This is a genomic window from Erythrobacter westpacificensis (assembly GCF_039542285.1).
In the GTDB taxonomy this organism is placed as follows: domain Bacteria; phylum Pseudomonadota; class Alphaproteobacteria; order Sphingomonadales; family Sphingomonadaceae; genus Alteraurantiacibacter; species Alteraurantiacibacter westpacificensis.
Genome location: NZ_BAABHV010000022.1, coordinates 162,581 through 176,185, shown reverse-complemented (window position 1 = coordinate 176,185; position 13,605 = coordinate 162,581). Strand labels below are relative to the sequence as shown.

Genomic DNA, 13,605 nt, shown 5'->3' with positions numbered 1-13,605 from the left:
CAATTCCAAGGAAGGATTATCATGGCCAGTGCTAAGGATATCACCAAGCGAATCAAGGATGAGGAGATCGAATGGGTCGATGTCCGCTTCACCGATCCCAAGGGCAAGTGGCAGCACCTCTCGATGTGCGCCAGCGTTGTCGACGAGGACATGCTCGAAGAAGGCATGATGTTCGACGGCTCCTCGATCGAGGGCTGGAAGACGATCAACGAGAGCGACATGATCCTGCGTCCGGACCTGGACTCGGTCTATATCGACCCGTTCAGCGCGACGCCGATGATGGTCATCAACTGCGACATCGTGGAACCGTCGAACGGCGAACTCTACAGCCGTGATCCGCGTTCCACCGCCAAGCGCGCCGAAGCCTACCTGAAGAGCACCGGCATCGGCGATACCGTCTACGTCGGTCCGGAACCCGAATTCTTCATGTTCGACGACGTACGCTTCGAAGACGGCTATGCCGGCTCGGGCTTCCAGATCGACGATGTCGAACTGCCGACCAACTCGGGTGTCGAGATGGAAATGGGCAACATGGGCCACCGCCCGCGCGCCAAGGGCGGCTACTTCCCCGTCGCGCCGGTCGATTCCGCCATGGATATCCGCGCCGAAATGGTCTCCACGATGATGGAAATGGGCCTGCCCATGGACAAGCATCACCACGAAGTGGCCTCGGCCCAGCACGAGCTCGGCATCACTTTCGGCACGCTGGTGGAAACCGCCGACCGCGTGCAGATCTACAAGTACGTGGTGCACCAGGTCGCCCATGCCTACGGCAAGACGGCAACCTTCATGCCCAAGCCGATCAAGGACGATAACGGCTCCGGCATGCACACCCACATGTCGATCTGGAAGGACGGCAAGCCGACGTTCGCAGGCAACGAATATGCCGGCCTGTCGGAAAACTGCCTCTACTACATCGGCGGCGTCATCAAGCACGCCAAGGCGCTGAACGCCTTCACCAACCCGACCACCAACAGCTACAAGCGTCTGGTACCGGGCTTCGAGGCTCCCGTGCTGCTGGCCTACTCCGCCCGCAACCGTTCCGCATCGTGCCGTATTCCCTACGGCTCGGGCGAAAAGGCCAAGCGCGTGGAATTCCGCTTCCCCGATCCGCTGGCGAACCCCTACCTCGCCTTCTCGGCCCTGCTGATGGCGGGCCTCGACGGGATCGAGAACAAGATCCACCCGGGCGACGCCATGGACAAGAACCTCTACGACCTGCCGCCGGCCGAACTGGCCGACGTGCCGACCGTCTGCGGTTCGCTGCGCGAAGCTCTGCTGGCCCTGCGCGACGATCACGAGTTCCTGCTGAAGGGCGATGTGTTCACCAAGGACCAGATCGACGCCTACTGCGACCTCAAGTGGGAAGACGTGCTGCGCTTCGAAACCACGCCGTCGCCGGTTGAGTTCGACATGTACTACAGCTCGTAAGAGCTACCGGCTCAAAGCCAAACAAAAGGGCCGCTCGGGAAACCGGGCGGCCCTCTTTCTTTCCCGTGTGAGCGAGAGCTTACCGCTGCACCAGCAACCCGCGCTTGCCCGCGACGATGAAGCACGACACCATCAGCAGCCCCGCGAACAGGGTCAGCCAGTCGAGCGGTGCCGGGCCGGTGACGTATTCGAGGTGCGCCAGCAGCGACCAGCCGCCGCCGATCAGGAAGGCGAGATAGAACGCAGCCGAAGTCGCCTCGGTCGAGACGCTGGCCATCAGTTCGTCCACGTGGCGGCGCTGCCGCGATCCGGCGAACCAGGCGAGGCCCACCAGTGCCACGACGGCGACCAGCACCACGCCGGGGGCGAGCGGGCCGCCGGGCACCCCGATCGCCGCCAGCAGCAGCGCCACGCCCAGGGCGATCATGCCGACCGCGCTCCAAGTCAGCATACGGTACTGTTCGCGCAGTTCATCGGCATCCTCGACGTTCAGGAACCGCGCGCCGACGGAGGGGCTAACGAGCCCAACGCTCACGGCCAGCGCGGTGAGGATGTAGATGATACCCACCAGCCCGGCGATCTCCTGCGAGGTGGTGAATTCGCCCAGTGCGCCGGTCTTCACCAGTTGCATGAAGCCCATGGCCGCGAAGAAGCCGGCCACGCCGCCGAGGCCGAGCGCGAGGATCATCTTGCCCGTCTTGCTCTTGGATTTGTCTTCGATTGCCATGTCCATTTACTCCGCCTCCGGTTCCCAGTCGTCGATGAATATCTCCGGCACGCTCACGGCGAACAGCTTCGCCATGCGCAGCGCCAGCGGCAGGCTGGGATCGTACTTGTCGGTCTCCACCGCGTTGATCGTCTGCCGCGAAACGCCCAGCCGCCGGGCGAGTTCGCCCTGGCTCCAGCCCTGCCCTTCGCGGTGTTCCTTCACGCGGTTCTTCACCGAATCATCCCGTCTGCCTGTAAAGAGCTCTTTACTGTAAAGAATTCTTGTCAGTCAAGAACTCTTTACAGCCCTTTCCTACAGCCGCCCGCCGGGCCTAGCGCCGCCGCCCGATCAACTGCAGGAAACCAACGCCATGACGCGAAAACCGCTTTTCGATACCGTTCGACGCATCCTGGGCCGTCCGCTCTCGCGCAGCGAGGTCGCGCAGATCGACGAGGCCGCCGATCTTTTGCCCCAGGACTGTGTTCCAGGTGTTCCAGGTTCTCCCGCGCCCACGGCCATCGGGCGGGAAGGCGTGGCGCTGATCAAGCGGTTCGAGGGCTGCGCAAAGGTGCGGAGCGATGGCCGGGTGGAAGCCTACCCCGACCCCGGCACGGGCGGCGCGCCGTGGACCATCGGCTGGGGTGCTACCGGGCCGGGGATCGAGAAAGGCACCGTGTGGACGCAAGATGCCTGCGACGCGCGGCTGGAAGCCGACCTCGAACGCTACGCCCGGCAGGTCTCCGCCGCGCTGGGCGATGCCCCCACCAGCCAGCTTCAGTTCGATGCGCTGGTCAGCTTCCACTACAACACCGGTGCCATTTCCAACGCCACTCTCACGCGCAAGCACAGTGCGGGCGACTTCGAGAGCGCGGCAGAAGAGTTCGCGCGCTGGTGCTATGCCGGGGGCCGGGTGATGCGCGGGCTTGCCCGCCGCCGTGCGGCCGAGGCGGCGCTATACCGGCGCGGAATGCACTAGCGGGCGGAACCACCTGCCAGGGCCCGCCGTTTCCCCGTTTCAAGAGGAGCCTTAGAGATGAAACTATTGTTCGCATCGATCTCGGCTATCGCCCTGGCTGCTGCCCCTGCCCTTGCCCAAGGGAATGGCAACGGTAACGGCGGTGGCAACGGAAACAACGGCAATCGGGGCGGACCGCCTGCGCAGGCAGGCCCGTCCAATCCCGGAGGCGGAAACGGAAACGCCAACCGCGGCAACCGTGGCGGTGGCCAGATGGAAGCGCGCGGTGAGCGTGGTGGCGGCCCTCCCCCACAGGCGCGCGGGAATGGCAACGGCAACGGCGGCGGACCGCCGGTGGCGCGTGGAAACGGCAATGGCGGTGGTCCGCCTGTCGCACGCGGTAATGGCAACGGCGGTGGACCGCCCGTCGCGCGTGGCAATGGCAACGGAGGAGGACCGCCGGTCGCTCGCGGGAACGGCAACAGTGGCAATCGCGGCAACGCCAACATCGGTGTCCGCTACGACGACGGGCCGGATTTCGATTTCCGCCGCGTGTCTTCCCGCATCGCCGAAGGATGTCCCCCGGGCCTTGCGAAGAAATACAACGGTTGTCGCCCGCCGGGCCTTGCCCGCCAGCAGGACCGCTATCGCTACAGCCGCTATTCGCCCGACTGGTGGGGCCTCGGCGGCCTCTTCGGCGACAGGCGGGGCAACTACTATTACGACGACGGCTTCCTGCTTCGGCTCGGCAGCGGCGGCGGTATCTCGGGCTACATTCCCTTGCTGGGCGACGCGCTGTCCATCGGCAACCCGTGGCCGGACGACTATCGCTATTCGCGCATGCCGACCTACTACGAAAACTACTACGGTCTCGGCGGCTATGATCGCTATCGCTATGCCGATAACGTGGTCTATCGGATGGACCCGGAGACCGCCGCCATCACCTCCATCGCGGCGCTGCTGACGGGCGACCAGTTCACCGTCGGCCAGCCCATGCCGCGCGGGTACGATGTCTACAACGTGCCTTACAGCTACCGGGACCGCTACTACGACCGGCCCGGCGCGATGTACCGCTACAACGATGGCTACGTCTACGAGATCGACCCCGAAACCCGGCTTGTCGCCGCGGCCATCGAACTGCTGATCTGAGAGGAACCCCGCGAATGACGAAGAGAACAATCCTCACCGCCCTCGCGGCGGGCGGCATGCTCGCCCTGACGGCCTGCGGCTCCGACAGTGCCGAAGACGCGGAAGCCAGCGGCGAAGTCGGCAGTGAAACCCTGGCGGCGCTGGTCGAGGAGCATGAGCAATTATCGACGACGGCAGAGATTCTCGGCGACACCGGCCTCCAGAACGTGTTCGACGGCAATGCGCCCTACACGATCTTTGCGCCGACCGACGACGCTTTCGATGCACTCGACATTCCGCTGGACGGCGAGGAAGCGCAGGCCGCCCGCGTTGCCATCCTGCGCGAACACATCGTCCCCGGCTTCCTCACCCGCGACGATATCGTGGGCGCAATCGAGAGCGGCGGCGGATCGGTGGAGATGCAGACCATGGGCTCCAACACCCTGACGTTCAGCGAGGATGGCGGCACACTGCTCGTGGCCTCGTCAGACGGGACCGAGGCCCGCGTTGCCGGCGCTGTGATGAGCGGCGCCAACGGTTCTGTCTTCCCGATCGACGGCGTGCTGAAGTCTACCGACGAACCCGGCTGATACTTTCGAGCCTTACGATAGAAAAGGGGGCGGCCCGTTACAGGCCGCCCCCTTTTTCGTGCGCCACGTCCACCGGACTGCTGCCTCAGTAGTCCCGCCGGTATTCCGCTGCGGCCTGGTGGCGTCCGATGGTGCTGACCGTGGCCAGCAGGTTCAGCCAGCTCGTCACCCGGAACTCCAGCTCGCTGGCGTTGTAGCCCGCGCCATCGGTGATGATCTCGACATAGAAGCGGCGGCCGAAGTTCTTGCCCAGCGCCACGGCCGTGCCGCGATCCAGCGCCGGGTCCGCCCCGATGATGCGCAGGCGATCGAGGCCCACGGCATTGCGCAACTGGTTGATCGGGCCAACACCCCCGCCGCCGCGCAAGGATGCGACGGCCGCGCCCAGTTGCAGCGCATCGGTGGCGGAAAGATCGGTGATCGAGCCACCGAACAACAGCCGCGCCAGCAGCTCCTCTTCCGGCAGGGCCGGGGTGGAGGAGAAGGTGATCTGCGGCTGGCTGGCATTGCCGGTCACGTCGACCTCGACGCTGATGCCGTTTACGTCGGTCGCCGCCGTCAGGTCGATGCGCGGATCGATGGGCACGCTCTGGTCGAAGTCGATCTCGCCGCGCGTAATCTCGAAACGGGTGCCCGCGAAGGAATAGAAGCCCTGCCGCGGCACGATGGAGACGGAGCCACCCACGCGCGGATCGTCGGTCGTGCCGCGCAGCAACAGGTTCTCGGTGCGCCATTCGCTGTCCAGCCCCATGCCTTCGACCCGGATGCCGCCGGGCGCGCGCACGTCGATCAGGAAGCGCCACGGCTGCGTCGCGGTGGCGGCGGGCGCGATATCGGCAGGGCGGTTGACCTCGCGTATCGCGACGTTCGGCAGTTCGGCAAGGACTTCGGAACTGCCGAGCGACCAGCGCGCGCTTCTCGCTTCGAGCTGCCCGGCAATCGTGCCGCCCACGCCGTTGGAAACGATGCGCATCGGGCCGGTTACGGTCGCGCCCATGTTCTCAAGGTCGAGGATCTCGGCATTGCGCGCGGCTATGCGCAGGTCGATCTGCGGGCCGCGCTCTGCCGAGATATCGGACAGGTCGACGAACCCACTGCCCGACACGCGCCCGCCGTTCGGCGCGTTGCCGGCAAAGCGGGTGATTGCCAGGCGGGATCCGGTGAAAGTGCCGCGCGCCTCCACGCCGGTTATGTCGGTGCCGGTGAGCCCGCTGCGGATGCGCAGGTCGTCGCCCGACATCGAACCGCGAACCTGCGGGTTGCCCAGGGTGCCGCGTACGTTGGCGGCCACGGAAATGTCGCCGGTCATGTCCAGCAGGTCTATCGCTGCAAGGCGCCACAGCGTTGCCGCAGAACCGTTGAAACGGAACTGCCCGTTGAGGTCGCCATTGTAGAGCCGTTCCACCAGGCCGCCGCTTTGCGCAAGGTTGGAAATGCGGGCCTGCAGTCGGCCATCGGCGCTGCCATTGTCTTCCATCACCGCGCGGGCCTGCAGGTCGGTTTCCGAAAGCCGGGCCACCAGCGCGATATCCATGGGTTCGGAAGTGAGCAGCAGGCTGGAGCGCGTCAGGTCGTCCACCATCAGCCGTGCCTCGCCTACCGGCAGGCCGCTTGGTGCTGCCGAAAGTTCGATCACGCCGGAAATCTCGCCGCCGAGCCCGAGATCACCCGAAAGCGCGCCGACAAGGCCCAGCGGCATGTCGCTGAGTGCGACGCGGCCCTGCGGCGCGGCCTCGCCGCCGAAAGTGCCGCTGGCGATGATGAAGCCGTCGCCATAGGAAAGCTGCGAGCGTTGCAGTTCCCAGCCGCCGCCTTCCTGCGCCAGCAACACGGCTCGGCGTGGCATGGAAATGTCGCGTCCGCCGTAGGAGCCGTCCACGGCAACGGCGATCCTCTCGGACGAGACCTGGCCGTTCACCAGCAGCTCGAACCGGCTGCCGCGCGATCCGGTGAGTGCGGCATCGAAACTGCCGGTGCCGTTCACCACTTCTGCCTGCGCGGCAAGGCGACCGATGAAGATGTTGCCGTAGGAAAGACCCTGCAGGTTCGCGTTGCCGGTGATCGTGGTGTTGCCTTCGGCGATCAGGCCGCTGGCTTCCACGGTGCCGCCCGCGATCATGATCGGCGTTACCCCGCCAAAGCGTGCGCCGTCCGCCACCAGGTCTATATCGAAGCCCTGCCCGCCATCGCGCACGGCAAGGTCGATCGTACCGTCCAGTCCGCCGCGGCCGACGTCCAGCGTCCCGGCCACGCCGCCATCGACGAGGTCGAGCGTGCCGCTGACGCGTGTCTCGGCCACGTCGAGCCGGTCGATGCGAATGGCCGAAGTGCCATCCTCACGGGAGATAAAGCCGAGCTCACCGCTGAATTCGCCCAGCGTGGACATGCCCTCGGTCTCGATGGCGAAACCATCGTCGGAGGGGGCAATGCTCACGCGCACATCGGCAAGACCTGCGGCGGGAAGCGGGTCTGCCAGCACCAGCTCGACGTATGGGCCATCCTCCGCCAGCGTTGCCTCCACGGTGAACGGGCCATATTCGGTGTGCCGCCCACTGCCGACAACGCTGGTGCCCGCGTCATCCACCCGCCCGTCGAGCGTGGCGGTAAGCTTGGTGGCGTTGATGGACATGGCATTGAAAGACAGCGGCATTTCGCCGCCCAGGGCGATGCCGCCGTCGAACCTGATGTCCTCGCCGGCAATCGTGGTGATCGTCTCGTTCGTCACCTGGTCGACACGGCCCTGAAGCTCTGCGCGCAGCATCCAGGGGGCATCGCCACCGATGCGGAAACGGATCTGCGCGCCTGCATCCACCGTACCCACGCCTTCGAATGCGAGGTCGGCAATATTGACGGGGCCATTCACGCGCGTGAGGCCGGTATCGAGATTGCTGTTGAGGCCGAGCCGTGCGCGAAGGCCGCGGAATTGCACGGCGAGGTCGTCCGACAGGATCTCGTTCCCGGCATAGACGATGGTGCCGTCGAGGCTGCCGTCGACGAGGCGCGGATCGAACAGTTCGTTGCCGCTGACGATGCGCCCGATGGCAGCATCGGCCGGCACCGTCACGCGGGTGCCGTCGAAGGTCAGCGTGCCTTGCTGCGCAACGTTGGAGACGACGATCCCGCCTGCATCGATCTCGTCCACCGTCAGCGTGTGCGGCATGGCCAGCTCGCGGAACGGGCCGTTGAGCGTGCCCTGCAGGTCCAGCCCGTTCAGCGCCACGTCGGGCGAGAACAAGGTCGCGTCCAGCAGTTGTACGCCGATGTCGAAATCACGGAAGGCATTGTCGGCAAGGTCAATCGCGCCGTCGCCATCGGCGTTCACGCCGCGCGCGCGCATCACGAAATCGCCTTCCAGCACCGAGTCCACCAGCGTGCCCGACGCAGAGAGAGTAACAAGGTCGCCCAGCGCACGGGCGGGAAGGCCCTCGACGTAGGCACCCGGCCGCGCCTGTCCCACTAAACGATACTGGCCACTTTCGTTGTAGATATCGAAGTCGAGCAGTTCGCCGCCGCCCTGCGTGGCCAGAAGGTCGCCCTGCCATGACGTCCAGGTACCATCACCTTCCAGCGTGATCGCGAGGTCTTCCTCCGCCCCCACCATAGCGGCAAGAAAGCCGCCTGCAGGTGCCTGCCAGTTCAGGTCGAGGTCGAAACGGTCGCCGTCGGGCTCGGCATGGACCAGCGCGGCAAATTCGTCACCGCCGCCGAATGCGCCATCTGCATCAAGGTAGACGAGCCCGTCGCGGATATCCGCCTCCGCCGCAAAGTCGATGGTACGCTGCTCGCCCAGCAGCCCTTCGGCAACGGTCAGGTCGTCGATCACGAAGCGATCGACGCGAATGTCGAAATCGGGGAGGACCGGCGCGTCGGGATCGCCGGGATTGAGCTCCGGCGCGGCGTAAAGCGTCCCGTCGTTCAGCACGAGGTGGCGCACGTCCAGACCGCTGGTGAACCAGCGATGGGGCCGCCAGTTGAGGTCGATGGTCGGCACCTCCAGGAACAGCGTGTCGTTGGCATCGTAGAACTTCACATCCTTGAAGGTGCTGCTCCACAGGATTGAACCATCGATCTCGCCCACCTCGACTTTCAGGCCCGAGGCAGGGGCCACCTTGCTGATCTGGTCGACGATGAACTGGCGTCCGGGCGGCGTGTGCAGGAAAGCCACGGCCAGCAGCACCAGGCCCACCAGCGCGGCCAGCACCCAGCCGATGCCTTTCAGGATGCGGATCGGGATACGGCGCTTGCCGCCCTCGCCCTGCACCTTGCCGTCCTCTTCCGGCCCCTCGTCCATGATCACGTCGTCAGCCATCAGAACGCCTGACCCAGCCCAACGTAAACGGCGACCCAGCTATCCTCTTCGCGCTTGTTCAACGGCACCGCGACATCGACCCGCAAGGGCCCGAAACCGGTCTCATACCGCACGCCAACGCCCGCTCCGAAGCGGATATCGTCGAAGGTCGGCGTCGTGCTGCGCGATACCGTTCCGGCATCCACGAAGGGAACGACGGAGACTGCCCCGTCCATGAAGCCGGTGTCGATCCGCGCTTCTACCGAAGCTTCCACGAGCGAGCGCCCGCCGTTGGGAGTGCCCAGCGCATTGGTCGGGCCGATCGACTGGTAGCCATAGCCCCGCACCGATCCCCCGCCGCCGGCGTAGAGCCTGCGAGAGGGTGCGATCGCAGCAAGATCGGCACCGATGATCGAGCCGAGGCGCGCCCGCGCAGCCAGCACCACGCCATCGGAAACCTCCTGATAGGTGGCGAGGTCGAATTGCGTTTTCAGATAGGTCGAATTGCTTTCGAACACGCGCGAGATTTCGGGGGACACACTGGCGCGAATGCGGAAGCCTTCGGTCGGATCGAGCAGGCTGTCGGACGTGTCGAACTGGACGAACGAGGGCAAGGCTCCGATGAGATATTCGATACTGGAAGATTTCTGCCCCTTTACCTTCGCTTCCGCCTCGTTCGTGTAGACAAGCTCGAAACCCGTGCCCCAGGAAAACGGTTTCTGGAAAAGCAGCGTGCTGAGCCGTTCGTAGCGCGCCACAAGGGACACGGTCTCGGCATCGTAGGCGTCGGTATCGATGGTGGTCGCAAAGGCATCGACCGCGAAAATCCGGTCTCGACCGTAGAAGTTGTTCTTCTGGAAGGTCACTCCCAGCAATTGCTCCTGCGTGCCCGCAATGCCGCGCACTCGCAGCATCCCTTCGGGCGGGAACAGGTTGCGGTGCTCCCAGCTGCCCTCCAGCCGGATGCCTTCCTCCGTGCCGTAGCCGATGCTGCCAGCCAGCGTGCGCAGCGGGGCCTTTGTCAGATCCGCCTGGATATCGACCACGCCGGGCTCGGTCTCGGTCGGTTCCTGCACCACGATCGGCGTCAGTTCGACAGATCCCAGAAGGCCAGTGGCCAGCATTGCCCGGCGCAGATCCAGCTCGTCGCTGCGGCGGTAGATGTCGCCTTCGTCCCACCGGGCAATGCGGGTGAGATGGCGGCTGGAAAGGAATTCGGGATCGGAACTGATGACTTCGCCAAGACGATAGCGGCCACCCGGCTCCACCGGCATGGTGATATCGCCCTCGTCACGGTCGTGATCCACCAGCAGGGACGGCGCGTCGATGGTGGCGAACGGAAAGCCGCTTTCGCCCAGCGCCCGGTCGAGGTCGAATTGCTCGGCCTCTATCTCGTCGAGCGAGATGGGATCGCCCACCTGGATATCATACGCGCGGCGCAGCGACTCGTACTGGTCCCCGGCAGCTTGCAGGTTACCCAGGTCGATTGCGCCCACGGTGTAGCGGTTGCCCGGTATGATATCGAAGCGCACGGCGGGCGGATCGAGATCGGTCTCCACCGTCTGCTCGATATCGCCGACCGAGCGTATCAATTGCGCATCGAAATAGCCGTAAACGCGCAGAAGCTCGGCCAGCAGCGCCTCGTCTTCGCGCGCCTGCACGGCGAGACGGGCGATATTGCCCTCGTCATCGTATTCCTCGACCGTGGAGAGAGATTCGAACCGCTCCAGAAACTCGTCCCGCTGGGGGAAGAGCGATCGGTCGTTGGGGAACACCAGCACCAGCTCTTCGGAAATGCGCTCCTCGCTGCCGGTGCGCACCCGGGGAATCTCGTCTTCGAACTGGACGAATTCGATGTCCTCTTCGGTCTCCAGCGGCGCGAGTTGCGGCAGGGCGATCTCTTCGGGCCACGGCACCGTGATCATGGGCATTTCGGCCAGCGGTGCATCGGCCGCTAGTGGAACCTGCTCCTCGGCATCGGCCTCGTCAGCCGCAGGCACGCCTTGCGAAGCCCATTCCTCGGGGTTCTCGACAGCGGAATCCGGGATAAGGTCTTCCAGGCTGGGCGTATCCTGGCGCTGCTGCGCGGCGACCGGCTGCGCGAAAGGGCCGGCGAGCAAGGCAAGCGTCGCGGCCAGCGCCGTACCTGTCTGTCTGAAATTACGGGAAATCATGCAGGCCAGCTCAAGTGAGCTTGTATTCCTCCTGCAGGCCCGGCGTGTTGTCTTTCGATCCGCCATCGGTCGCAGGAGCGCGTCCGCAAGAGCCCTTGGCCACGCTTTCGATAAGGCCGCGCTGTTCGTCTTCGGACATGCGACGCCAGCCATCGGGGCCAAGGGCTTCGAGCGGACGGAAGCGCACCTTGTACTGCATCCGCTCCGACCCTTCGACCCAGTAGCCGAGATACACGTAAGGCAGGTCAGCTTCCGCCGCCCGCCTGATGTGTTCGAGAATGACGTAGTTCCCAAGCCCGCTACGATGCTCCAGTTCGGGGTCGTAGAAGCTGTAGATCATCGACAACCCATCGGCCTGCCTGTCAGTCAGGCAAGCTGCGACCAATCGGCCAACGGAGCCGTCGGCAGAAGGTTCCCTGTATTCAATGACAAAGCTGGATACGCTGGTGTGCTCCACCATGTCGGCGTAGTCCACCTCGTCCATCGCGGCCATGCCGCCGCCGGGATGGCGATGTTCCAGATAGCGTTGCAGCAGGGCGAATTGTTCTTCGGTTGCCCACGGGCGGCATTCGGTTACGACGAGGTCGCTGTTGGCCTTCACCGTGCGCTTCTGCGAGTTTGAAGGTTTGAATTCCTTCGCCGCGACGCGAACGGAAATGCAGGCCTTGCAGCCCTCGCAACTGGGGCGATAGGCCACGGTCTGGCTACGACGGAAACCGATACGGCCCAGCGCGTCGTTCAGTTGTTCCGCGTGCGGCCCCTTCAACTCGGTAAACACCTTCCGCTCCGTCCGCCCCGGCAGGTACGGACACGGCGCAGGGCTGGTCACGAAAAAGCGGGGGAAGCGAACGGGTGCCGACACTTGGGCTAGCGATCCTCTTTCTGACTTTCAGTTGCAACGCGGTTCAAGCCACGCGGTTTCCACCTTTATGACTGGCGGGAATCGCGTGTTGAACCATGTTAACCATATAAACTGCCATTCGCAGGATTAATTTCCACAAATAGCTTTTTGCGCACTGCGAACGCCCCATTGCGGGTCACATTGTGCGGCCGCGCGATGGTTAATTCAGCTCGACCTGGCTGACCGAGTAGCCCTTTTCCACCAGAGATGCGACCAGCGCATCGAGCTGCTCGCGGTCGCGCGCCTCGCATTCGATGTCCGTCACCAAACCTTTCGCGGGCAAGTTGGTGAAAATGCGCTGGTGATAGATTTCAAGGATGTTGACGTTATGCCGGTCGAATTCGCGCATCACCTTGAACAGCGCGCCGGGGCGATCCTGCAGGGTGATCTGTAGCCGCGCGAGGCGGCCGGAGCGGGCAAGGTCGCGCAGCAGCACGTTGGCCAGCAGGCGCGTGTCGATATTCCCGCCGCACAGCACCAGGCCGATCTTCTTGCCCGCAAACCGCTCTCGGTGCGCCAGCACGGCGGCCAGCCCGGCAGCGCCGGCGCCTTCCACCACGGTCTTCTCGATCTGCAAGAGCAGGGAGACGGCTTCCTCCAAGTGGCGCTCTTCCACCAGCAGGATGTCGTCGACAACCTTCTCGATCACCTTCTGGGTAAACTTGCCCGGTTCCTTCACGGCGATGCCTTCTGCCAGCGTATCGCCGCCCGAAGGCAGGTCCGCGCCCGCCCAGGCGTTGTAGCTGCTGGGATAAAGCCGGGCTTCGGCCCCGATTACCTCGACCGGATGATCCTGCGCCTTTGCCACCGTGCCCATGCCGCTGATGAGGCCACCGCCGCCGATGGGAACCACGATGGTCTCGATCTCGGGTGCATCCTCGAACATTTCCAGCGCCACGGTGCCCTGCCCAGCGGCGACATTGGGATCGTCGAACGGGTGGACGAAGGTGAGGCCCAGTTCCTGCTCCAGCTTGCGCGCATGGGCATAAGCCTCGTCGAAGGTCTCGCCCTCCAGCACCACGTTGCCGCCGACGCTCTCGGTCTGCATCACCTTCACGGTGGGCGTGGTGCGCGGCATCACGATGGTGACCGGCACGCCGAGCCGGGTGCCGTGGTAGGACAAGCCCTGGGAATGGTTGCCCGCCGATGCCGCGATCACGCCGCGCCGGCGCTGTTCGTCGCTCAGCAGCAGCAGGGCGTTGAGCGCGCCGCGCTCCTTGTAGGCGGCGGTGAACTGGTGGTTTTCGAACTTCAGCCAGATATCCGCGCCAAGGATTTTGGAAAGCGTCTGCGAGTGCATGGTGGCGGTGCGCACCACGGCGCCCTTGATGCGCTTGGCAGCGGCGCGCACGTCATCCAGCGTCAGGCTTGGGGCTAGGCTTTGTTCTGATCCCGTCATGGCCCGTGCGCCTAGCCCAAGGGGGCGCAT

At 64.8% G+C, this 13,605-nt stretch carries 10 protein-coding genes; 4 read left to right on the top strand and 6 right to left on the bottom strand.

All coding sequences use genetic code 11. The annotated features are described in order from the left end of the window. Positions 1 to 21: 21 nt before the first annotated feature. The gene (glnA, locus tag ABFX23_RS16005) at positions 22 to 1,431 is read left to right on the top strand and encodes a type I glutamate--ammonia ligase (protein ID WP_120076856.1); all 1,410 of its coding nucleotides are present in this window, start codon (positions 22 to 24) and stop codon (positions 1,429 to 1,431) included. A gap of 79 nt (positions 1,432 to 1,510) precedes the next feature. On the opposite strand, the gene ABFX23_RS16000 is transcribed toward glnA, so the two are convergent. Together ABFX23_RS16000 and ABFX23_RS15995 are read right to left on the bottom strand one after the other, a co-directional pair. Continuing rightward, positions 1,511 to 2,158 carry a hypothetical protein gene (locus ABFX23_RS16000; RefSeq protein ID WP_346033977.1) on the bottom strand — a complete coding sequence of 216 codons (648 nt, stop codon included), beginning with the start codon at positions 2,156 to 2,158 and terminating at the stop codon, positions 1,511 to 1,513. Between the two features lie 6 nt (positions 2,159 to 2,164). After that, the gene (locus ABFX23_RS15995) at positions 2,165 to 2,374 is read right to left on the bottom strand and encodes a helix-turn-helix transcriptional regulator (protein ID WP_120076858.1); all 210 of its coding nucleotides are present in this window, start codon (positions 2,372 to 2,374) and stop codon (positions 2,165 to 2,167) included. A 136-nt stretch (positions 2,375 to 2,510) separates the two neighbouring features. Here ABFX23_RS15995 and ABFX23_RS15990 point away from each other — a divergent pair, with 136 nt between their 5' ends. Genes ABFX23_RS15990 through ABFX23_RS15980 form a run of 3 tightly spaced genes read left to right on the top strand, consistent with a single transcriptional unit; the run spans position 2,511 to position 4,813 of the window. After that, positions 2,511 to 3,116: a lysozyme gene (locus ABFX23_RS15990; RefSeq protein ID WP_346033976.1), complete on the top strand. Its 606-nt coding sequence runs from the start codon at positions 2,511 to 2,513 to the stop codon at positions 3,114 to 3,116. Between the two features lie 57 nt (positions 3,117 to 3,173). Next, entirely contained in the window at positions 3,174 to 4,244 is a 1,071-nt protein-coding gene (locus tag ABFX23_RS15985) for a hypothetical protein (RefSeq protein WP_346033975.1), read from the top strand. Positions 4,245 to 4,258: 14 nt separating this feature from the next. Beyond that, positions 4,259 to 4,813: a fasciclin domain-containing protein gene (locus tag ABFX23_RS15980; RefSeq protein ID WP_346033974.1), complete on the top strand. Its 555-nt coding sequence runs from the start codon at positions 4,259 to 4,261 to the stop codon at positions 4,811 to 4,813. Positions 4,814 to 4,898: 85 nt separating this feature from the next. On the opposite strand, the gene ABFX23_RS15975 is transcribed toward ABFX23_RS15980, so the two are convergent. The 4 genes from ABFX23_RS15975 to ABFX23_RS15960 form a co-directional block, all read right to left on the bottom strand. Continuing rightward, positions 4,899 to 9,122: a translocation/assembly module TamB domain-containing protein gene (locus ABFX23_RS15975; RefSeq protein ID WP_346033973.1), complete on the bottom strand. Its 4,224-nt coding sequence runs from the start codon at positions 9,120 to 9,122 to the stop codon at positions 4,899 to 4,901. Beyond that, entirely contained in the window at positions 9,122 to 11,275 is a 2,154-nt protein-coding gene (locus tag ABFX23_RS15970; protein WP_346033972.1) for an autotransporter assembly complex protein TamA, read from the bottom strand. The genes ABFX23_RS15975 and ABFX23_RS15970 overlap by 1 nt, the downstream gene beginning before the upstream one ends. A 10-nt stretch (positions 11,276 to 11,285) precedes the next feature. Then, positions 11,286 to 12,137 (bottom strand): arginyltransferase, encoded by an 852-nt coding sequence (locus tag ABFX23_RS15965; RefSeq protein ID WP_346033971.1) that lies wholly within the window; start codon positions 12,135 to 12,137, stop codon positions 11,286 to 11,288. A 199-nt stretch (positions 12,138 to 12,336) separates the two neighbouring features. Continuing rightward, entirely contained in the window at positions 12,337 to 13,575 is a 1,239-nt protein-coding gene (locus tag ABFX23_RS15960; RefSeq protein WP_346033970.1) for a threonine ammonia-lyase, read from the bottom strand. Positions 13,576 to 13,605: the final 30 nt, after the last annotated feature.